21 protein-coding genes are annotated in these 22,146 nt (G+C 46.1%); 5 read left to right on the forward strand and 16 right to left on the reverse strand.

What is annotated here, in order from left to right; translation table 11 throughout:
• From ACSQ8P_RS31300 to rarD, 3 genes are all read right to left on the reverse strand, one after another.
• Positions 1–867, reverse strand: a complete 867-nt coding sequence (locus ACSQ8P_RS31300) for a MurR/RpiR family transcriptional regulator (RefSeq protein ID WP_436238756.1) — start codon at positions 865–867, stop codon at positions 1–3.
• A gap of 319 nt (positions 868–1,186) precedes the next feature.
• The gene (locus tag ACSQ8P_RS31305) at positions 1,187–1,318 is read right to left on the reverse strand and encodes a hypothetical protein (protein WP_436238757.1); all 132 of its coding nucleotides are present in this window, start codon (positions 1,316–1,318) and stop codon (positions 1,187–1,189) included.
• Between the two features lie 71 nt (positions 1,319–1,389).
• Complete coding sequence (gene rarD, locus ACSQ8P_RS31310; protein WP_436238758.1) at positions 1,390–2,283, reverse strand: EamA family transporter RarD; 894 nt, start codon at positions 2,281–2,283, stop codon at positions 1,390–1,392.
• Between the two features lie 215 nt (positions 2,284–2,498).
• On the opposite strand from rarD, the gene ACSQ8P_RS31315 reads away from it, so the two are divergent.
• Genes ACSQ8P_RS31315 through ACSQ8P_RS31335 form a run of 5 tightly spaced genes read left to right on the forward strand, consistent with a single transcriptional unit; the run spans position 2,499 to position 8,496 of the window.
• Entirely contained in the window at positions 2,499–4,037 is a 1,539-nt protein-coding gene (locus tag ACSQ8P_RS31315) for a spore germination protein (protein ID WP_436238759.1), read from the forward strand.
• Positions 4,034–5,134 carry a GerAB/ArcD/ProY family transporter gene (locus ACSQ8P_RS31320; RefSeq protein WP_436238760.1) on the forward strand — a complete coding sequence of 367 codons (1,101 nt, stop codon included), beginning with the start codon at positions 4,034–4,036 and terminating at the stop codon, positions 5,132–5,134. The genes ACSQ8P_RS31315 and ACSQ8P_RS31320 overlap by 4 nt, the downstream gene beginning before the upstream one ends.
• Positions 5,131–6,252 carry a Ger(x)C family spore germination protein gene (locus ACSQ8P_RS31325; protein WP_436238761.1) on the forward strand — a complete coding sequence of 374 codons (1,122 nt, stop codon included), beginning with the start codon at positions 5,131–5,133 and terminating at the stop codon, positions 6,250–6,252. The genes ACSQ8P_RS31320 and ACSQ8P_RS31325 overlap by 4 nt, the downstream gene beginning before the upstream one ends.
• Positions 6,253–6,274: 22 nt before the next feature.
• Positions 6,275–7,375, forward strand: coding sequence for a GerAB/ArcD/ProY family transporter (locus ACSQ8P_RS31330; protein WP_436238762.1), 1,101 nt, complete (start codon positions 6,275–6,277; stop codon positions 7,373–7,375).
• Positions 7,372–8,496 (forward strand): Ger(x)C family spore germination protein, encoded by a 1,125-nt coding sequence (locus tag ACSQ8P_RS31335; RefSeq protein ID WP_436238763.1) that lies wholly within the window; start codon positions 7,372–7,374, stop codon positions 8,494–8,496. Before ACSQ8P_RS31330 ends, ACSQ8P_RS31335 begins: the two co-directional genes overlap by 4 nt.
• A gap of 94 nt (positions 8,497–8,590) precedes the next feature.
• Here ACSQ8P_RS31335 and ACSQ8P_RS31340 read toward each other — a convergent pair whose 3' ends face one another.
• From ACSQ8P_RS31340 to ACSQ8P_RS31400, 13 genes are all read right to left on the reverse strand, one after another.
• A complete protein-coding gene (locus tag ACSQ8P_RS31340; RefSeq protein WP_171632206.1) occupies positions 8,591–9,472 on the reverse strand; it encodes a carbohydrate ABC transporter permease in 882 nt (293 codons plus the stop codon).
• A gap of 21 nt (positions 9,473–9,493) precedes the next feature.
• Entirely contained in the window at positions 9,494–10,375 is an 882-nt protein-coding gene (locus ACSQ8P_RS31345; RefSeq protein WP_436238764.1) for a carbohydrate ABC transporter permease, read from the reverse strand.
• A gap of 87 nt (positions 10,376–10,462) precedes the next feature.
• Positions 10,463–11,827 (reverse strand): extracellular solute-binding protein, encoded by a 1,365-nt coding sequence (locus tag ACSQ8P_RS31350; protein ID WP_436238765.1) that lies wholly within the window; start codon positions 11,825–11,827, stop codon positions 10,463–10,465.
• 93 nt (positions 11,828–11,920) lie between these two features.
• Positions 11,921–12,730 carry a response regulator transcription factor gene (locus ACSQ8P_RS31355; RefSeq protein WP_436238766.1) on the reverse strand — a complete coding sequence of 270 codons (810 nt, stop codon included), beginning with the start codon at positions 12,728–12,730 and terminating at the stop codon, positions 11,921–11,923.
• A gap of 2 nt (positions 12,731–12,732) precedes the next feature.
• Entirely contained in the window at positions 12,733–14,583 is a 1,851-nt protein-coding gene (locus ACSQ8P_RS31360) for a sensor histidine kinase (RefSeq protein ID WP_436238767.1), read from the reverse strand.
• Between the two features lie 385 nt (positions 14,584–14,968).
• A complete protein-coding gene (locus ACSQ8P_RS31365; protein WP_436238768.1) occupies positions 14,969–16,057 on the reverse strand; it encodes a nitric oxide synthase oxygenase in 1,089 nt (362 codons plus the stop codon).
• Positions 16,058–16,070: 13 nt separating this feature from the next.
• Entirely contained in the window at positions 16,071–16,400 is a 330-nt protein-coding gene (locus ACSQ8P_RS31370) for a hypothetical protein (RefSeq protein ID WP_436238769.1), read from the reverse strand.
• Between the two features lie 33 nt (positions 16,401–16,433).
• On the reverse strand, positions 16,434–17,132 hold the full coding sequence (locus ACSQ8P_RS31375) for a pirin family protein (protein ID WP_056617751.1): 699 nt from the start codon (positions 17,130–17,132) through the stop codon (positions 16,434–16,436).
• A 344-nt stretch (positions 17,133–17,476) separates the two neighbouring features.
• A complete protein-coding gene (gene abc-f / locus ACSQ8P_RS31380) occupies positions 17,477–19,423 on the reverse strand; it encodes a ribosomal protection-like ABC-F family protein (protein WP_436238770.1) in 1,947 nt (648 codons plus the stop codon).
• Positions 19,424–19,530: 107 nt separating this feature from the next.
• Positions 19,531–19,674 carry a hypothetical protein gene (locus tag ACSQ8P_RS31385; protein WP_310500822.1) on the reverse strand — a complete coding sequence of 48 codons (144 nt, stop codon included), beginning with the start codon at positions 19,672–19,674 and terminating at the stop codon, positions 19,531–19,533.
• Between the two features lie 107 nt (positions 19,675–19,781).
• Positions 19,782–20,543, reverse strand: coding sequence for a sulfite exporter TauE/SafE family protein (locus ACSQ8P_RS31390; protein WP_436238771.1), 762 nt, complete (start codon positions 20,541–20,543; stop codon positions 19,782–19,784).
• Between the two features lie 111 nt (positions 20,544–20,654).
• On the reverse strand, positions 20,655–21,200 hold the full coding sequence (locus ACSQ8P_RS31395; RefSeq protein WP_436238772.1) for a hypothetical protein: 546 nt from the start codon (positions 21,198–21,200) through the stop codon (positions 20,655–20,657).
• Positions 21,201–21,509: 309 nt separating this feature from the next.
• Entirely contained in the window at positions 21,510–22,058 is a 549-nt protein-coding gene (locus ACSQ8P_RS31400; RefSeq protein WP_436238773.1) for an NADPH-dependent FMN reductase, read from the reverse strand.
• Between the last annotated feature and the right edge of the window lie 88 nt (positions 22,059–22,146).

Raw genomic sequence — 22,146 nt, forward strand, 5'->3', positions numbered from 1 at the left:
TTATTTTCTATGCTTGCTGCTGGCAATAATGTCGTGTGTCTTGGCCAAATACTTCTTCACATGCTTATATTCGCTGCTTGCTACCCCTGCAAAAAGAATATCAATCACCGTCAACATCGCAATGCGCGAACCCATAGCTCCACTTCGAATCGTGACTTCCGGTGTCGAAATGCTGAGTACAATATTCGCTTTATCCGCCAAGGAGCTTTTATTATACTTGGTAATGGCAATGATTGTGGCGCCATTCTTCTTGGCGATTTCGAGCGTATCTAGAATTTCAATCGTGCTGCCCGAATTGGAAATGAAGATCGCGACGTCACTTTTCCCAAGCAGCGTGGCTGCTGTTAGTTGACTATGGCCATCCGTATAGGTGTGGCACATCTTGTTGATGCGAGAGAATTTCTGCTCAGCATCCATCCCGACTAGACCCGAAGCACCGATTCCGAAGAAAACAATGCGATTGCAATCCACTAACACCCTGACCGCGCGGGCAATTTCATTTCGATCAATGACACTCAACGTGTCTTCAATGGATTTACTATTATTATGCGATATGTTAGAGATAATCGTAGAGAGATCATCACCAGGTTGAATATCGGTGTATTGGTCCTTTTGCTCATCATCCATCGATCCCAACGATGCTGAAATGCTTACAATAAAGTTGCGATAGCCCTTATATCCCATCGTTTTGCAGAAGCGCAGTACAGAGGCATCACTTGTTTTCGTCGATTGAGCGAGACTCTTAATCGAGAGATGTGGAATCTCGTCCACATTATCTAGTATATACTCAGCTACTAACTTCTCCACGGGAGTTAGGCTATCTTTCATATCGCGAATTTTGATCAAAATATTATCATTTATTGACATATAGGTTCCCTACTCACCATAGATTATCCAAGCTGAAATCACCTTCATCATACGGATAATTAGGTAAAAACACAAGATACGCGTGTAAATTTTCTGTAAAATTTAATGTCATTAATGGAATTTTATTTCACATTAAGTGAATTGAATTGAAATTAAATATCGCAAAATGAATTATAAATACCGCGGTTCGCGAGATAGAAAAACCCCGTTCGAGAATTGAACCGTAATCACTTCTAACAAACAAGAAACCCCCACCTGTAAAGGTTGGGGGCATTTTTTTAGGCAATGAGTTCGGTGGATCTACGCTGACTGGAGGTGATTAGTTTCCTTCTTCACCGTTATCTTCTGAGCCTTCTTCTTCGTTTTGATACACGATTTTCTCATCCAGCAACATGCGTGATTCACCTCCTTGGGTATATATGCCTATATTATAAAATAGGGCGGTTTGCACTAGCAAGATGACTTATGACCATCACTCAAAAATTGATGAAATCTTAATGAAATTGTCGAATATCGGAAACCTCATGTAAGCGATACATCCTCTTTGGCCACTCGTGCCACCTTGATCGACGCCAACGCATACACCACGAGTGCGCTCCAGATAAACGCAAAGCTAATTAGCAGTACAGGCGAGAACTTCTCTTTAAACATAAAAATACTCAGCAGTAGTGTGATCGACGGGCCAATGTACTGAATAAAACCTAACATAGATAGTGGCAGTTGTGCAGCAGCTTTGGCAAACCATAGCAAAGGCAACGCGGTGGCAGCGCCTGCTAGGAGCAGCATGATCAGCGTGATCGGCGGCAGTGTCCATGCAGCATCCTGATGCGTTGCAAATAAGTAGATGACGTAGGCAATGGCGATCGGGAAAACGAACGCTGTTTCTCCCGCGAGCCCGATTGATGCGTCGTAGGTTACTCTTTTTTTCACCAGGCTATATAAGCCAAAGGTACCTACTAACGTGAGCGATACCCATGGAAATCTGCCGTAGTCTATGGTGGCAATCAAGACACCGATTCCTGCCAAAGCCACAGCCAGCCATTGTCGGCCCGTCGGCTTCTCACGTAAGAACAACACTGCCAGCATAATGTTAAAGAGTGGCGTGATGTAGTATCCGAGACTCGTCTCGATCACATGCCCATTATTAACGGCCCAAATAAAGATCAGCCAATTGGTGCTGATCAACAAACTACTCGCTCCAACCAGTAATAAGGTGGTGCGATTGGTAATGAGACTGCGAAATTGCTGCCATTTCCCTTTTCCAACGACAATCAGAATCGCCATAAAGACGAATGACCAAATCACGCGATGCGATAATATTTCTCCAGCCATCAACGACCCAAAAAGCTTCCAATACACAGGCAGCAAGCCCCAAGCAATGTAGGCAATAATGGCATAACCAAGCCCTTTTTTCATCGTAAAGCCCTCATTTCACTTTCAAGTACCACAATTCTCATAAAATTTGTCCGCAGGTTAATAACTACTCCATTGTAATGCAGTGTAGGGCTTTTGTAAAAAATAGATTATACAATCCCTTAAGAGACTTCTCGAAATGGGAGCAAGCATGAATAAAATTCCCATAATCTTGCATAATAAAAGAAAAGAATATGGGATGAGCGTGGTGAAGATCGATGCTATTTTCAAACTGGTTCGGAAGAAAGAAGTATCGTTCGGTCCAAGAGCAAGTTAATCAGCCGCCTAGTAACACGATAAGTACGTCTTTGGTGCAAAACATAACCTATTTACATAGTCAGTTCAGTCAAACCCCCGACCTAGTTGTGCGGCATTTTATCATTAAGAAGTCTGGGGACCAAGCAGCGCTAGTCTACCTAAATGGACTAGTAGATAAAAACTCAATTAATAATAATGTGCTCCGCCCGCTGCAATTTGAAACGGGAAACGGTAATGCGGTTGACGATATTACGGTAAATGTAGGCCAAATTCAAAGCTTGTTTACATGGTCGCATGTCGAGAATGCCATATTGCAAGGCAATAGTGTTCTCTTTGTTAATGGGCGGACAAAAGCCTCCGCCTTAGGAACGCAAGGCTGGCCACAGCGGGCGATTGAAGACTCACAGATCGAGGTTTCTTTAAAGGGAGCGCATCAAGGCTTTGTTGAAACAGGCAGTCAGAATATTGCCTTAATCCGTCGCTATATTCAAAACCGTGAATTGAAAATTAAAGAACTGGTGGTTGGGCGAAGAGGAAACACCTTAGTTTCTATCTTATATTTAGCTGATGTCGCTAATCCTGAGGTGCTGAAAGAGCTGGAAGACCGGATTCAGCAAGTTGATGTCGATGTCATCCTTAACACAGGCGAGTTAGCAGAGTTTATCGAGGACAATCCGTATTCGCCATTTCCTCAATTTATTACAACAGAAAGACCGGATGCTGCGGCTTCACAAATATTGCAAGGAAGATTCGCTGTTGTCGTAGACTGTTCACCAAGCGTATTGATAGCACCGGTAGCATTTATGTCGTTTTTTCAAAACATCGACGACTACAGCACACGCTGGTCGATCTCTACTTTTATACGGCTGCTGCGGATGTTCGCATTTTTCGTCGCTATCTTTTTGCCGGCGTTCTATATTGCGGTTATTTCCTATAACTTCGAGATCATTCCTGTTAAATTACTGCTCACGATTGGCGAGTTCAGAGGCCGCGTACCATTCCCACCGTTTTTGGAAGCGATCATCATGGAGGTAACGCTAGAAATGATGCGGGAGGCTGGGGTGCGTCTCCCTGCTCCCGTTGGGCAAACCGTTGGTATCGTCGGGGGCATTGTTATTGGACAGGCAATCGTTCAGGCAGGATTCATCAGCAATACCATGGTAATTATCGTTGCTTTTACGGCCATTGCATCGTTCATCCTGCCTAATTATGATATGGTCGCGGCCGTCCGGCTAATCCGCTTCGTCATGATGATAGCTGCCTCCATGTTCGGCTTTGTTGGCATTATTATTGCATTGATGACCATGATTGGGCATCTTATTGCGCTCGAATCGCTTGGAACACCATACAGTACCCCGTTCGCACCGTTAAGATTTGCCGATTGGAAAGATACGATCGTCCGTTTACCGCTGTGGACAATGGTCAAGCGACCTTTAGGCACAAGAGCGACTCAATCGCAGAAGCAAGGATCAAATCGTCCAAAAGGTGATGGGAAATGAAAAAATATGCATTCAACGAGATCACCTCTATGCAATATATTTTTTTGAATAGCGGCATTCAGATAAGTGTTTTCTTTTTGTCGATGCCACGGAAATTAGCCGAAAAGGCAGGTACGGATGGCTGGATCGCACTCATCATCGGCTGGGCTGTTACGGTAGCAGCAAGCTTAATTGTTATTCAGGTGATGAAAAGGTTCCCCGAAGGAACATTGTTTGATCTACTAACACGATATGTGGGCAAATGGACAGGTAAGGCGGCTGCCATCTTTTTTGCTCTTTATCTCTTTTATTACGCTTACACGGGGCTCATTCAGGCGGTATTGCTTACGAAGGCATGGCTTTTGCCGCAAACTTCGGCATCTATCGTCATGCTGTTATTACTCATTCCCACTTATGTGATTGCACGTAATGGACTTCGCGTCTTGGGCAGATATGCGGAAATTGTTTTTATGATCTCCTGGTGGATACCATTTGTATATTTACTTCCGCTCAGTGACGTTAACTGGCTTAATATGTTTCCTATATTAAAGGAAGGATGGATGCCTGTATTTTCAGCGGTACCAACAACGTTCTTTTCTTATATCGGATTTGCTACTACGTTTATTTTGTACCCGTTTTTGAAGAATAAAAAAAAGGCTTCTAGCGCTATTATGATCTCCGATACACTGACGATGGTTGGGTATTTGTTCATTACGGTTATCTGTTTTACCTATTACAGCCCGGATGAAATTCAGAAGTACAATGAACCCATGGTTAGTATCTTAGAATCTATCGAGTTTAAGTTTGTAGAACGGATAGGAATGCTGTTTATCGCATTTTTTTTGCTTATTTTTTCATTAGCATGGATACCCGCTATCTACATGGGTGTTTTTTGCACAAGCTGGTTGCTCGGAAAGCAGGATCATCGTAATCATTTGCGGCTATTGTGGTTATTCACTGCTGTGAGTACGTTTTTCTTCATCCCAACATTTAATCAGAGCGATCGCATGAATGATTTCCTTATTCGGGTTGGTTTTGGAATCGAATACGTTTTTCCCGGTTGCCTACTCATCTATTTATGGATGCATGATCGTTTTCAGTGGAGGAAGAACTTATGAACAAACGGCCCCTTCAGATTATTCTCATTGCGATGGTTGTCGTCATCATTTCAAGCTGCAGTGACAGGTTAGATATGGAAGATGCTTCATTTGCCTTATTAGTAGGTTTTGATCTCGATAAGGAAGGCGAGTTCATTGTATATAGTACATCTCCTGTTTTCAGTAAAAATGTCGAGAAAAAAACGCGTGAACTTAGGGTGAAACCACAGACGAATCGTCAGTCAAGAGAAAAACAGGACAGTTATACACAGGGTGTTTTCCAAGGCAGAAGTATTCAAGTCATACTGTTATCTAAGCGAATCCTGCAGCAAGAAAATTGGTTCCAACTAACGGATGTCTGGTTTCGTGATCCGAAGAATGCGTTAACTCCAAGGATCATTGCTTTCGATGGACCTCTCTCTGAAATCATATACCTAAATTCGAAAGATCAGCCGATGCTGCCCTTATTACTGCGGGAAATGATCGATACGAAGGACGCCAGATCGGAAACGATAAATACGACTTTGCAAGGGCTTCACGAGCAAATAAGTGAAAAGGGCGGCACTCCCATCATCTCTGAAGTTCGAGTGAAAAATAAACAGATTGCGATGACAGGCATAACACTGCTAGATCATAAAGGGAATTTTGCTGATTCCCTGAACATACAGGAAAGTATTCTACTGCGAATATTGCAAAACAGTACGAAAAAGACCGTCAACTTAACAATCCCCATTCCCGGCGAAATGAAGATCGGACCGTTTCATACAGACAAATTAAGTTTAATCGCTGATAAAATAAAGGTGAAAATCAAGACCTCCTACCTCAGGGACAACTTTCAGTTCGATATGCACATTACCATGCGCGTTGGATTATCGGAGCTTATGTTCCCTTACGACGTGCGAAGTCATGGAAAAGAGTTGGAGAATAAGATATCCGATCAAATACAAAAGCAGTTGGAAAGCCTCATAAAGAAAATACAAGCGGATAAAATCGATCCGATTGGGCTTGGGTTCCACGCACGGGCGCACGAATACAGCCATTTCAAGAATGTGGAAGATCATTGGGGTGAAACGCTGGCCAAAGCCGACATTCATGTTTCCGTGAAAACAATCCTAGGCTCTATGGGAACAGTGAAATAAAACCTCTAAGGGAGGACAACAAGTGAAAAAATATGCATTGAATGAAATCACCTTCATGCAGTATATCTTTCTCAACTTTGGTATGGTAGTGAGCATCGGTTTTTTGTCGCTGCCGCGAGTATTAGCCGAACAGGCAGGTACGTCAGGCTGGATGGCTCTCATCATCGTTTGGTTGATCTCTACTGCAGCGAGTTTGATCGTCATACAGGTGATGAAGAAGTACCCAGATGGCACCTTGTTAGATCTATTGACGGCTTATTTGGGCAAATGGGCAGGCAAAGTGGGAGCCGTCCTGTTTGCTCTATATCTTTTTTTCTACGGATACACCGGTCTTATCTATACAATAATGATTACAAAACAATATCTTTTGCCGCAAACTCCGGCGTATATCATTATGCTTCTGCTGCTCATTCCCACTTATGTCATTGTGCGGAACGGCCCTCGCATCTTGGGCAGATATGCGGAAGTGATAATGCTCCTGTCCTTATGGATCCCCTTCGTTTATTTGATTCCAGTTAAGGACGCCCATTGGCTCCGTCTGCTTCCTGTGCTTAATGAAGGATGGAAGCCTGTGTTCTCAGCGGTACCTAGCACTTTCTATTATCATATTGGTTTTTCAACTACGTTTATTCTCTATCCATTTCTCAAAAACAAGCAGAAGGCCTCAGCCGGAATTGTTATCTCGTATTTACTCACGATGCTCATGTATTTGTTCATTACCGTTATCTGTTTCGTGTATTTCAGTTCAGACGAAATTATGGATTACAACGAACCGACAATCAATGTATTGAAAACGATTGAGTTTAAGTTTATTGCGCGGATCGAAGTGTTATTTCTTGCGTTTTATTTACTTATCTTTTCATTATCATGGATACCGACGATGTACATGAGCGTTTTTTGCACAACTTGGCTAATCGGAAAGCAGGACCACCGCAATCATTTGCGTCTGCTTTGGCTATTCATCGCTGTGGGCACGTATTTCTTCATGCCTACTTTTTTTCAGAGCGAACGAATGAATACTTGGCTTGGTCAGATCGGCCTTGTTGTCGAGTACATGGTTCCTGCTTGTTTACTCCTATATGTATGGATACATGATCGTTTGGGGTGGAGAAAGCACTTATGAACAAGCGGCCACTATACGTTTTTGCCATCATTATGATGATGGCTATCGCTCCGGGGTGTAGTGACCGGTTGGATTTGGAAGATTCTACCAATAACCTCGCTCTCGGTCTGGATCTCGACAATGAAAACAACTTGCTTGTATATTCGAACAGCCCTTCGTACGGTAGTGATATAAAGAAGACAACACTTGAAATCGAAACGAAGTCGCACACTGTTCGTCAAGCGAGAGAGCAGCAAGATCAATTTGCACCAGGTGTTGTTACAGGCAAAAAGGTTCAGGTCATGCTTATCGGGAAACGCATACTTGAACATGAAGACTGGTTCCCGATACTGGACCCTTTCTTTCGTGATATGAAAAATCCATTAACATTAAGAGTCATCGCTTTCAATGGATCTATCTCCGACATTATCTACCTACAACCGAAAGATCAGCCGATGTTACCTTTATTGTTGCGGGGGATGGTCGATACGAAAAGTACTAGATCGGAAACGGCAAAAACAACGCTGCAGAAGCTGCATTGGCAAATGTATGAGAAGGGGGTGACACCCTATATCTCCGAAATCCAGTTGGACACGGCCAAACAGATCAGGCTGGCTGGCGTAACATTGCTAGATCATAAAGGTAAATATGTGGCTTCTCTGAGTGCAGAGGAAACCGTTTTACTTCAAATATTAAATAAAAACGCCAAGAAGCCTGTAAGCTTAACACTTCCAATTCCTGGTCAAAAGAAGAGCGGTCCATTACATACAGACCATTTAAGTATATCGGTTCAAGGAATGAAACCGAAAATAAAAACCTCGTACAATCAGAACAAGTTTCGGTTCGATATCAACATTAAAATGACAGCTGGTCTTACTGAACGTTTATTCCCTTTTGATGTGCGAAAGAATGGAAAAGAGCTAGAGAAAATGATTTCCGAACATGTCCAAAAGCAATTTGAGAACCTCATTAAGAACTTTCAGAAGCATCAAATCGACCCGATCGGGCTTGGTCTCTACGCACGGGCTCATGAATATCATCAATACAAGAAAGTGGAGGATCATTGGGGAGAAGCGCTGTCAGAGGCAGACATTCATGTTTCCGTTAAGGTTATATTAGGAAGTATGGGACCCATGAAGTGACTGATCCTAATGCGGGAGAAATGCTTTCGAAGCGGTGCATGCAGCGCGGCTATTGCAAAAAAGTCCCCGATTTACGGGGACTCCTCTACGATCATTATCCTTTTACTGAACCAGCTGCTATACCTTCTACGATCCGATTACTCAACAAGATGAACGCGATCATAATAGGCAAAATACTGATCATCAGGGTCGCGCCAATCGCACCCCAATCGGTCGTATATTGGCCGACGAAATTCTGAACACCTACGGTTAAGGTCTTATACTTTTCCGAGGAAATGAACGTATTCACGAAAATAAACTCATTCCAGTTGTAAATCATGTTGATGATCACAGCGGTAGATAACACAGATGCCGTCATCGGCAGCGTGATGCTGAAGAAGATTCGATTCACGGAGCACCCGTCCATAACGGCAGCTTCTTCCACTTCACGCGGCAGTGTGTAATAAAAGCCGAGCATAATCATGATGGTAATCGGCAGATTAAAAGCAATGTAGGACAAAATAATCGACAACGGATGGTTGGTTAGGTTCATTTTCATAAACATACTGAATAAGGGAATGAGCGTCGAGTGCACGGGAATCATCATCCCTACCATAAACAGACCCAGCACAAAGGATTGCAGCTTCCATTTCATCCGGGTCAAAGCGAATGTCACCAAGCTTGCTAATAAAACCGTGACCCCAACCGACACCAACGTCATCCAGACGCTGTTAAAAAAGTAACTATTGATATGGCCCTGCGTCCAGACCTTCTCATAATTCTCCCAACGTAGTCTCTCTGGGAACGCCATCGGCGCGAGATTGAAGATTTCCTCATTGTTTTTTAAAGAGAATAGCATAAGCCACAAGAGCGGAAAAATCTGAATCACGGCGACAATCGATAACACGATATACAATACGCCATATCCGATTTGTCCAGGTAACTTGCTTCGTAGAGTTAGCGCCTGTGCCTGACGACGGGTGGTTTCTAGTTGCATCGGAATCGGAATCTCCTTTCGTTACGAGTATTGAATATCATCTTTGGAAGCCGTTGCTTTACGGATTAACCAAGTAGCCACGAGGCAAATCAAGAGCAGGAAGAAGCCAATGGCACTGGCATAACCGAAATCATAGCCTTTGAACGCTTTGCGGTACATGTAGGAAGCCATCACTTCACTGGATCCGTTAGGTCCGCCCCCTGTCATCACATAGATGAGGTCGAAATATTTCAGAGATCCGACGACAGCCAGAACGACTGTAACCTTCATCACCTCTGCGATTAACGGAACGCGAATGGAGATCGCAATGCGCCATGGGCTGGCACCATCAATGCGCGCTGCTTCGATCAGCGAGGTCGGTACATTTTTCAACGCGGCATAATAGATCAAAATATAAAATCCGGCGTACTGCCATAAAATCGGCATAAAAATGGCGTATAAAACAATGGATGGATTGGACAACCATTCCGGTGTATGCGTGACCCCCAGAGACGTTAGGATAGCATTCAATACCCCGTTCGTTGGGTGGAATATTTTCAACCATAGTTGAGCAATAGCAACAGAAGAAAGCAGCATAGGAATTAAATAAATTTTGCGAAAAAGATTAGCCCCGCGAATGTTTGCGGAAAGCACCAAGGCGACTAATAAATAGCCAAGCAGGGAGATCGTTGAGAAAATCGCCAGCAAGAATGAGTGCTTCGCGCTTCCCCAGAATAATTTATCTTTAAGCAGTTCTGCATAATTATGCAAACCGATGAAACTCATTTTGCCTACGCCATCCCATTTCATAAGTCCGTAGTAGCCCGTCATAATGATCGGCATATAGATCAAGGCTAGCAGCAGAAATAACGAGGGAATCACGTAGATCGCAATCATGGATTTGTTAGACATGACTTTATCCATAGCAGGCACTTCCCTTTCAGTGATTATGACAAAGGACATACCACTTGGAGGGATATGTCCTTTCCCAAATCGTTCGTATTCGTTAGGCTACTTCGCTTCCTTCGCCAAGGCATCCTCATGATTCTTTGCAAATGCTTCCGGTGTCACCGCTTTACCAAACAACGCTTGAATCATATTCAAGTGAACTTCTGCGGAAGCAGGCTTCATTTGAACATCCGCGAACAGCGTAATGTTGCTCGCTTTATTCAATTCGTTCAATAGGTCAATGTACAATTGCGGCAGTTTCACTTTGGATGTGTCTACTTTCGTTGCTGGGATAACGCCTGCTTCAGAAATCGCGTGCTCGCCCCACTTCGATACAAAGAAGCTGACGAATTTCTTGGACTCTTCTTTTACTTTGGAGTTGTTTGCTACGAACAAGCCTACGCCTGGTCCGCCAACCCAGCTATCCATGTTGCCCTTACCGCCATCTACCGTTGGGAATTTGAAGAATCCGATTTGATCCTTAAACGCTTGCGGCACATCTTTGTTCGTTGTGTAGTTCGGTAGTTCCCATGTTCCCATCATATACATCGCAGCTTTGCTGTTCATGAACTCGGCTTTACCTTCGTCGTTACCAAGGCCGTTAAAGCCTTTGTTGAACGCGTTCATGTCGACAAGCTGGGAAACTTCCGAAGCTGCGCGAACCAAGCCAGGATCGTTGAAGGAGCCTGAGCGGTCAATCGCTTTTTTCAATGTTTCAGGCCCGCCGATTCGGTCAGCAAGGTACATGTACCAGAGTGAACCTGTCCAACGGTCTTTGTTGCCGAGTGCGATTGGGGCTACACCGTTCGAGCTAAGCGTTTTGACAATGTTTTTGAACTCATCATACGTCTTAGGAGGTGCAAGGTTATACTTCGCAAATAGGGCTTTATTGTAATACACCGGCACGATGTTCAATTCAACCGGAAGACCGTAGGTTTTGCCGCCGAATGCGTAAGCATCCGTTGTGCCTTTCACGAACTTATCTTTCAAATCCCCTTGCAGCAAGTCATCCAGCGGAGCGAACATGTCGCCTTTTACGTAAGGATCCATGTAGCCTGCTGCCCACGTGAAGCCCACATCAGGAAGCGCATTTGAAGTGGAAAGCACTTTCATTTTATTCTTGTATTGTTCATTCTCGAGCACTTCCTGCTCAATCGTCACATTCGGATTCGCTGTTTGATACTCTTTGATGATATCGTTTACAATTTTGTTTTGCGTTGCCGAGTTTCCTGTCGGCCAAAGGTGCATCATTTTAATTGTTACTTTTTTCGCGGGTTGCGCTGTTGCTGCTTCGGTTGCTTTCGCTGTTTCTTTAGGAGCTGTCGTTTGACTCGCATTATCTGTGGAACTAGAACTCGAGCAGCCCGTCAGTGCCATTGATAGGCCGAGCATCGTAGTTAGCGACCATGTAAGCGTTTTTCTTACCATGTTTGTTTCCCCCTAATTATTTGTGTGCTACGTGTTTTATTGTAGCGCTTACATAGAGGCCACAGGGAGTAACACCTATCGGGTAATATTCCACTATTTCGAGGTATCTATCCGATTATCGGTATCCATCATCTGTTTTCGATACTGATTCGGGCTCGTCCCTTCGTACTCTTTGAACAACTTGATGAAATATTTCGACGTCTGATAGCCTACTTGCTCCGAGATATCCGCAATCGTTAATCTTGTTTGCAGCAGCAGCTCTTTCGCCTTCTGGATCCGGCTTCTCGTGACATATTCACTGAAGGTGAAACCGGTTTGCTCTTTGAAAAGAGCGCTGAAATAGCTCGGATTCAGATGAATATGGCTTGCTACCTCGCTCATGCCGAGGGGGTCTTGTAGATGTACCTCCACGTAATCCACCGCTTGCTGGACAGGTGGACTGTAACTCTTGGCTGAAGTCTTCGCCTGCATCAGGCGAGTATCCACCATTTTCTCCATCGTCTCTACACGCCCACGTTCTTCTTCAATGCGCAGCGCTTGCTGGACGGCGTCAATCAGCTTGCTTTTCTGGATCGGTTTGAGCAGATAATTAACGACACCTAATTCGATCGCTGTTTGTGCATATTGAAAATCCGGATGTCCCGAGATGATGATGACTACAGGCTTGTGGGCGAAACCTCGCGAACCTTCCACGACTTGCAGACCGTTGATTTCAGGCATACGGATGTCTGTAATTAAGAGATGTACGGGTCGCGTTTGTAAAAGTTCGAGAGCTTCAGTACCATTGCTGCAGCTGAGTATCGCATAACGCCCAATGGACCAGGCTTCTAAGGTTTTGCGTATGCCTTCTCTCGTTAATGGCTCATCGTCAACGATGAGAATGGTTTTCCCCGATTGATTCATCGTCATTTTCCTCCTAAACGTTTTTCACCTGAATAACTAGCCTCGAAATCATTCGTTTGCATCGGAATATCGAAGCTCACGCTGGTACCCTGACCAAGGCTACTCGTGATTGTTAAGCCACGATACGTATCTGGAAGTGACGGGTAGTAGAGCTGAAGACGCCGCTGCACATTGGAGATGGCCATGCCTTTTCCTTTGGCCGATGGGGCATTGATGTTAGGCGGTGAACTAGGGCCAGAGCTTGAGTTTATGCTCGTTGCTGCGCCACCGCGTTCTATCGACTCTAGCACAGCTTGAAGTGTCTGTTCATTCATCCCGGGACCGTCATCACTTACCGTGATGCGCAGTTCCGACGGCTCGAGCGGCGACGGCTCCACGCGAATCGTGATCAGTCCCACTCCTATTTTGCCCTCCAAGCCATGTAAAATTGCATTCTCCACCAAAGGCTGAATCAGCAGCTTCGGAATATGCACGTGACTGTACATCTCATCACCGTCAATTTCCCAAACGAGGCGCGAGCCGAACCTCACACTCATAATGCTAAGATAACGCTTAATGTGCTCCAGTTCCTCCGATAGGTTGACCCAGACATCCTTGTTCGGATTGCCGATGACATAGCGAAATAAATCAGACATGGCGACGACAAGATCAGCCAGCTCTTCTTCCTCTTTTTCCTGTAGGGACCAGTAAAGTGCTTCTAAAGTGTTATACAAAAAATGCGGATCAATCTGCGCTTGAAGAGCTTGCAGCTCTGTTCGACTTTGGATCATTTCTTTCTCGTACACGAGTTTAATGAGTCGATTCATATTATCTACCATCTGATTGTAGGTCACGTTCAAGTCATTCAACTCTGTGGTGTAAGACTGCGTCAAATTGGGCGTAAGCACCCCTTGCCTTGTATTCCTCATGGCTCGCATCAACCTGAGAATTGGCCTCGTTATCATCGAAGATAGAAGGAACGACAGGATAATAAACAGCACCAACCCGATGGTCCCAGATACGATAATCGCCAAACGCAGAACAGAAATCCCATCAGTAACATCACTCACCGGATACAAAATCATCAACGTCCAGCCCGTCTGCTCGGAGAGCTGCTTCACCAAAATATACCGATTCTGATCTAGCGTAACTTGCTGCGAATCGGTATGCATCAATCCGCTGATGTTAGCAAGCGCTGCTCCATCGTTAACAATGGGCCTTGCCGAACTATCGGCTAACAGCATTAATTCGCGATGCCCCGTATCGGGGAGCTGGCTTTGGAAATCGAAATAGCTGCGATTAATCCGCACCATCAGATACCCGCCATTCGAGAACCATCGGTCAATTAAATTGATCCGACGAATGGCGAGAACCGAGTCCGGATTCTTCGGATCGTTCCCAATCCAAACCAGCCTGCCCTTCTCTTTATCCGCCTGCTCAATCCAGTTCGGCTCGATAAGATCCGTTAGCCTCTGCTCATCCAGCGGAAACATACGCGCAAAATCCGTCGTATACAACTCCACATTGCTCACACCACTATAGGCTTGGATATGATTGGCGATTTTCAAAAGCGACTGCCGCTCGCTGAAGTTTGGTGCCTTCCCTTGAACCGATGATAAAAACAATTGCTGCAAATACACATCATTTACAGCCTGTAACGTCAACGTATCGATTTGTGTAATGATCGCTTCCAGTCGACCGTTCGCTTGACTGGCGATTTGTTTCATCTGTGTCTCCGCCTTCGTATTGAGGAGGGTGGACACCGAATTGTACGTAATCGCGCCAGCACAGACCAGAACGATGATCATCACGGCAATAAATCCCGTTAACATCTGATTGCGCAATGTATTCCAGTTAGCCAGCTTCTGCCACAAGCGGAGTTCCCCTTTTCGCGTATAATGAGTGCTTTCAATATGCCAAATCATACTACATACGAGTTAGTTTGGCTATTAAACTATTGGGTGAGTGGGATGGAACATATGTGTAAGTCGTTTTTTTCGACTTACGGGAGCGCTGCGGCAGCTTTCGCACGCTGTAAGTCGATTTTTTCGACTTACGGGAGCGCTGCGGCGGCTTTCGCACGCTGTAAGTCGATTTTTTCGACTTACGGGAGCGCTGCGGCAGCTTTCGCACGCTGTGAGTCGATTTTTTCGACTTGCGCGAGTGGGACCAGGGCTTTAACCAAAAAAAGTCCACCCACCCTTCACATCAAATGTGAATAAGGTGAGTAGACTTATCGACTCCAAGTACTAACCGTAACTAGCGCTTCTTACTGTGGTAAAAGAAATTAGGCATCTTCACTTCATTCGAGTAATGCTGATGAAAAATATGTGTCGTTGCCGGGGACATCGGCGGAATCAGCCACGTCCAATCACCCGTGACGTCGCGCCCGCTTTTCTCTTCGTTGTCCTCGAAGCGCTTGAATTGCTTCGCGGCCGTGTGGTGATCGACGATGGCGACACCTTGCTGCGCGAATGAATGCAGCACCGCTACATTCAGCTCGACCAGCGCTTTGTCCCGCCATAGCGTTGACTCGCGCCGCGTGTCGAGTCCCATGATCGACGCCACCCGCGGCAGCATGTTGTACCTCGCCTCGTCGGCAAAGTTCCGCGCGCCGATTTCCGTTCCCATGTACCACCCATTAAAAGGTGCCGCGGGATACATCACGCCGCCTATTTCTAGGTACATGTTGGCCACCATCGGCACCGCATACCATTGCAGGTTCAGTTCCGCGAAGTTTGGCAGCTCCGGATGCGTGATCGCCACTTCCTTAATCAACGCTCTCGGGATCTCGAACAGTCTTGGCGCACGCTCGCCTACCTGAATCATGAGCGGCAGCACATCAAAATGCGTACCGGCTCCCTGCCAGCCAAGTGCCTGACATGCCTTGGTCAAAGCCAGTGAAACAGGATCGCCGACGATGCCATGCTCTGTCTCATAGCACGCATAGCGAATCAGCTGCTCATTCTTGATCTGAACAACAGGCTTCCCTTCACGCGAAGGTGGGAATATCGTGATGACGGGGCGGATCTTGCCGCCATTCGTTGCTTCCTCAATATGCTTAAATAGCGCATCAGCCACTGCTTCTTCTGTTTCCACATGACGAGCGTCGTGTACACGAAGCGACTCCCAGAACAAGCGCCCAATGCACCGGTTGCTGTTGCGCCAAGCCATTTTCGCACCATGCGTCAGCTCTTCTAACGTATGTTCATACGTCCCTTTATACTGAATCACTTGCGTAATCTCAGTAATACGCGAGTTGATTTGAGCCTCACTTTTGCCTAATTCGGTATAGCATTCTTGTATAAAAGGGATCGCTTTCTCTAGTTGCTGGTCCTGAACTTTCATGGTATAGCTCCAATCATTTCACACTAAATTGGTCGGGAATATAGCTGATATGGGAAGTTGCGACGATCGTTAACTCGCCTTTATCCTCCTCAAACTGAACCGCATCATCACCGACATAGAACCATAATTTCCGTGTAGGCTCATTCTCAAACTCTTGGAAAACAAATACATTAAGCTCCTCTTTCCATTTCAAAAGCTCCGCAATCCGCTCCGGCTGATCAATCTGAACACGGAACAACCATTGTTCGCCTTGCTGCTCCCACGTATAGGGCACAGACTGCTTACTTGTATCGATAAAAGCACGACCGCCAACCGCATGCTTCACTAGAAACGTTTCCTTCATCACTGCAACCTCCTCTATCTCTCCAATATCGCCTTATGGCAGATCAATAAGCATGAAATGTGTATCTTCGAGCGCACGAATTGTTAACGTTGACTCCGCCTGGATACGCGCACTGTCCTTTGTTTCAAGTACCGCATCATTGGCCGAGCATTTCCCGCTCACGAGCATAAGGAAAATACGACGACCCTCGCCCTGCTCGAACACTAACTCTTTCCCTGCATCCAGTTTACTCAAGTAGATACTCATGTCTTGATGGATTTTTGCGATGTGAGGGCCGCCTTCAGGCGTTACGACCGGCAACAGATGATTAACCATCGCCTCTGGCTCATATGTCACATTTTCAAAAGAAGGCTCAATTCCTCGCTTCGCAGGCATAAACCATAGCTGAAATAGACTCATCGGTTCCGTTTCCGATGCATTATACTCGGCATGAATCACGCCGCTTCCTGCGGACATTCGCTGTACACCATTAGAAGCCGTAATAGCTACATGGCCAAGGCTGTCTTCATGCTTAATTGCTCCGCTGAGCACGATACTGACGATCTCCATGTCACTATGGGGATGCGGGCCAAAGCCCCGTCCTGCTGCGATATCATCGTCATTACACACACGCATGACACCAAAGCTGACGTTTTCTTCATCAAAATAGTCGCCAAATGAGAAGCTTTTGTGGCTCTTGAGCCACCCCAAATCAGTTGAATTACGCGTGTCGGCCGGGAAAACTTGGATCACAGCAATCGCCTCCTTCTATAAGTACCTCTAGCTTATCACACTCAGGGTATGGACTCCATGTCGGAACAATGGCGGAACGAAGCCAGTTTTGTGACGAAGTCCATGTGGGTTGTATGCGTCAGGTGTCCTAACGGACACACTGGGCGTTATTTCAAACAAATTAGCTCTTTCTATGAACTAACGGACACTATAACCGTTATCCCAGCATCCTACCCTCATTTGAGGCCAAATTCCGTTGAATAGCAGCTTCTATGTCCGTTAGTTTTTCAAAATCCCTCATTTGCACGATTTAAGGCCTCTCATGTCCCTTAGCCACGATGATCAGCTAATGTTGCGGTCTGCGACTAGTCTTCCTCCAACATCCACTGCTCAAACAGTGCTTCCAGCTTCCCCTGCACGAGTTCCCGCTTCTCCCAAAGCTCCGTGAGCTCCGCCGGTGTCAGGGTCTCGCTTTCCTGCTGCAGCCGCTCATCCAACGCTGCCAACTCCGCTTCTACGCTCGCGATCCTTTTCTCCAGAGCGGCTTTTCCAGACGCCGCCGCTGGTTTCCCCCGCTTAACAGCGGAAGCCTCAGGCTGTTTCACTTTCTCTTTCACTTTCGCTTTATCCACGGTGGTGAGCCTGCTTCGTTCCTCGGTTAAAAGTGCTTCCCGCGCGCGAAGCTCGCCGCTCTTTTCTTTATAAGCATCAAAATCACCTAAATACACCGTAATCTTCCCCTGATCCAACTCCCATATTTTACGCGCCAGCCGGTTCATAAAATACCGATCATGCGTCACCGCCAGCACCGTGCCGGGGAATTCCTCCAGTGCATCTTCGAGCGCTTCGCGCGAAGGGATGTCCATATGATTCGTTGGCTCATCCAAGATCAGCAGGTTTGGCTTGCGAAGTACAAGTAGGGCTAAGCGTAATCGCGTCCATTCGCCGCCAGACAAGGAACTTACCGCTTTGAACACATCCGCGCCATAAAATAAATACGCAGCCAGCCGCCCTCGCGCTTCCCCTTCTTCCAGCTTCGCTTCCTCGCAGAAATACGCCAGCACGGATTTCTTGTCATCCGCCGGATACGCTTGCTGCGCTAGATAACCGATGTCGACGCGAGCCCCGAGCTCGAGGTCCCCGCCATCCGGCTGCACTTCACCGAGCAGCATCTTCAGCAGCGTCGTTTTCCCTGAGCCGTTATGCCCGACCAGCATCACCTTCTCGCCGTATTCGAGGGAGCCGCTCGCCTGCCCTAGCAGCATCTTCTCGCCATATCGCTTCGTGACATTCTCGAAGCGCAGCACCTTGCGGCCGGAGCGATCCTCCGGCTTCAAATCGAAATCAGCCGCCTTCGGATCGAGCACAGGGCGCTTGAGCTTTTCCATCCGATCCAGCGCTTTCTGCATGGAGAATGCCCTGCGGAAAAACTTCTCATTCCCGCCTATACGCCCCCATTCGATCAGCTGCTTGATCGTCTCTTTCATCTTTTTGATCACCTTCTGCTGCTCTTGGTACTCCGCAAACTGCTGAAGCAGACGTACTTCCTTCTCCTTCACATAGCCCGAATAAGAGCTGTGATACGTTGTCGACTCACCGTCTTCCAATTCCACGATTTTCGTGACGACTAGGTCCAGAAAATAACGATCATGGGAGACGATGATACAAGCGCCGTCATAATGCTTCAGGTAATCCTCCAGCCACTCCACACCTGCCAAATCCAAATGATTCGTCGGCTCATCCAGCAGTAACAGGTCTGGTTTGCCGATTAACTGGGAAGCCAAAGTGATCTTCGTCTTCTCTCCCCCCGATAACGAGGCAAAGCCTCGCTCATAAAACCCTTTTGCAATCCTCAGTCCATTCGCCACTTGATCAATCCGTGCATCCAGCTCGTAGCCGCCTTCACGCTCGAATCGCTCTTGCAATCCAGCGTATCTCTTCAACAACTGATCCATCCGTTTCTCATCGTTCATGACCGCTGGACTCGACATTTCACTCTCTAGCTCCCGCATCGTTGCCCGGCACGCAAGCAGCTCCCCAAAGCTCGCAGCCAGCACATCATACACCGTGAAGCTTTCCCAAGCACTTGGGATTTGGGCCAAATATCCGATCCCCGTATCCTTTCGCACCGTCAGCTGCCCTTCTTCAGGCTTTTCCATTTTGGCAATTAGGCGCAGCAGCGTTGATTTCCCACTGCCATTACGACCGACAAGTCCGACACGTTCCCCTTGATGGATATCAAATGTAACATCCTCGAGCACCAATTGGGCACCGTGGTATTTTTTTATATTTTGACCATTAACAATTAACATAATAAAGGATCCTCCTTGGTTTGAAGACAGACCCTGACCTGCACGTAGCTAACACAAAAAGGCCGCAGGAAAATTCCTACGACCTTTCGGATGATTTCCGTAGAGGGTTAAGGTAGGTGTCTTTTCGTGAGTTGGTAAACCGTATGCGCATAAGTGGACAGACCTCTCGCGTCTTTGACTTCTGCATGAACGATGCCAGCCATCGCAATGGGTAACTGGCTAACACGGTTGTTTACGAACTCTCGATTCATCCTACCTTCACCTCCTTCAATTTACACTCTGCTAAAAGCATATCATAACCATCGGTCAATTCGCAATGGGTACTGATGAGTCAGGACATGCATGGCATCGATTGCCCCTACATCAAGCTCCAAATCTGCTTACCCACCAACAGCACACATACCGTTATAAAAAGCGGGCGCACATAAGCCGATCCCTTACGGATCGCCATGCGAGAGCCAAGTAATGCGCCGCACACCATCGCAAGTCCCATCGGGATGCCGATCCAATAATTAATGGAGCCCAGCGCCATAAAGGTAATTAAACTTGCGATGTTGCTGCCGAAATTGAGAATTTTGGCGTTGCCTGCTGCTTTGACGAAATCGAAGCCGACCATCAGAAAAACGAAAATAAGAAAAGATCCTGTTCCTGGGCCAAAGAATCCGTCATAGAAACCTAAGACAAACGCAGCGCAACCCATTAGGAAAGCCGTCCTCGCCGAGTACTGACTGAAGGTCGAGATGTCTCCCCAATTTTTGCGGAATATCGTATAAATCGTAATTAGAATCAGCATCACCACAACCAGTGGTTTTAGAAAATCGGAAGGAATTTGCCGCAGCACGAATACCCCGCACACCGCTCCAGCCAAGGATAGCACGAACAATCCGCGTACCGCTTTGAGATCAACATTCCCTGTCCGCATAAACGAAATCGTGCTTGTCAGCGACGACATCGTCCCCGCTAATTTATTCGTACCTAACGCCAGCGCTGGTGGCATTCCTGTTGCAAGTAAGACTGGCACCGAAATAAGCCCGCCTCCCCCAACAACCGAATCTACATAGGCTGCCAAGAAACCGCCGACGATAACGAAAATCATCATTTCCCAACTCAAATGCAACATGATGTAAATGAACTCCTCTTGTGTATGAATAATTAATGGTTTGTCCAACACCTATTCTCGCACGATGTTCCCATTCAAGCAAGAATTTACCCAAGGTAAAATAATCAAAGGTTAAACAGCAGACTTCTGTAATTCCTCTATCATCCGATCAACGATGAGATCAGTAGGCAAATCACCTTGAATGATGACATCCGAATTTGTTTTCACCGTCTTTACCATTTCTAAATAAGCTGCTCTTCCCCTAGCCAAATAGTTCTGTAAATCGATTTGCAGTTCATCCATCGCATGTTTTTGCTCGTTGCGTAAGATACGTCTGGCCATGGCAATATCCAACGGGGTGTCAATGTAGAATGCCAAATCAATAAAGTTACGCAGGGCATCATTCAAGTAGGCAAAAGGGTAATCGAGGACAATATAGTCGAGTGATTGATCTTTAAGTAACAACTGAATATCTGTAATAAGAGGAGAGAGCACCCATGCATTGTAATCTGCCCCTTCTTCCACCCAATCACATATATCTGGGCAATTCTCAAACTCATAATCATCAAAATAAAGGGCGTGAGCATTATCTAATCTATGGATTAACTGTTTGATTGTCGTTGTCTTACCTCCACCAGAAACGCCTGAAACGGATAGTACTCGTGGCCTTTTAATCATGAACGTCACACTCCATTAGGAAAAATTATCCATATCAACTTAACACACTTCCTCGTTAGGGGCCTATTAAAATACTTAACAAAAGCCGCCGATCTTCTCAGCAGCCTTAGCGATTTTACAAATTGTGTGGGTCGTGATAATCCTTTATTATGAAACCTCCAACAAGGCTCATCTTGAAGCCGTTCCCGAGCTTCGCTCGTATTTACGACAACTCAAGCTGTTGCTGACCTAGATACAGGTGATGTGTCATCCTCCACAAATAAAAATAACCCCACAGCTCATCCCTGTGGGGTATTTCTATGCTACTATTTATCTCAACGTTTTCAACGCGCCGCTCCAAGCTTTCACTTGATCGAGCATCGCATTCACGTTGTCTTTGTGTAGGTCAGCTGGCTTGAATACGGAGAAGTTTTCGAAATCTGTAAACAAGGAGAACGTCGGATGCACACGAACGTCTGCTACCAAAAGCTCGCCTAGAATACCACGCAGATGTTCAGCTGCACGAGCACCACCTGTTGATCCGTAGCTCACGATACCAGCGGCTTTGTTATTCCACGGCTCACGTGCGGAGTCCAATGCATTTTTCAAAGCACCTGTAATGCTGTGATTATATTCTTGAACAACGAATACAAATCCGTCCAGGCTTCCAAGCTTCGTATTCCAAGCTGCAAGTCCAGGTTCTTGCCCTGTACCTTCGCCGAAGAAAGGAAGTTTATACTCGGCAATATCAACTATTTCGTACTCAGCATCTCCACGCCCGTCAGCAATTTGCTTAACCCATTCGCCTACTTGCGGGCTAACACGACCTTGACGGGTGCTGCCAAGAATAATACCAATTTTCAGTTGCTCGTTCGACATCTTTGTTACCTCCTAAAATAAAGTGAATTACTTACTTAACGTAACTTCATCAGTATAACGATTAATTCGGACGACTGGAAGTAGGCAC

It is taken from the genome of Paenibacillus sp. LjRoot153, from assembly GCF_964253085.1.
Lineage (GTDB): Bacteria > Bacillota > Bacilli > Paenibacillales > NBRC-103111 > Paenibacillus_E.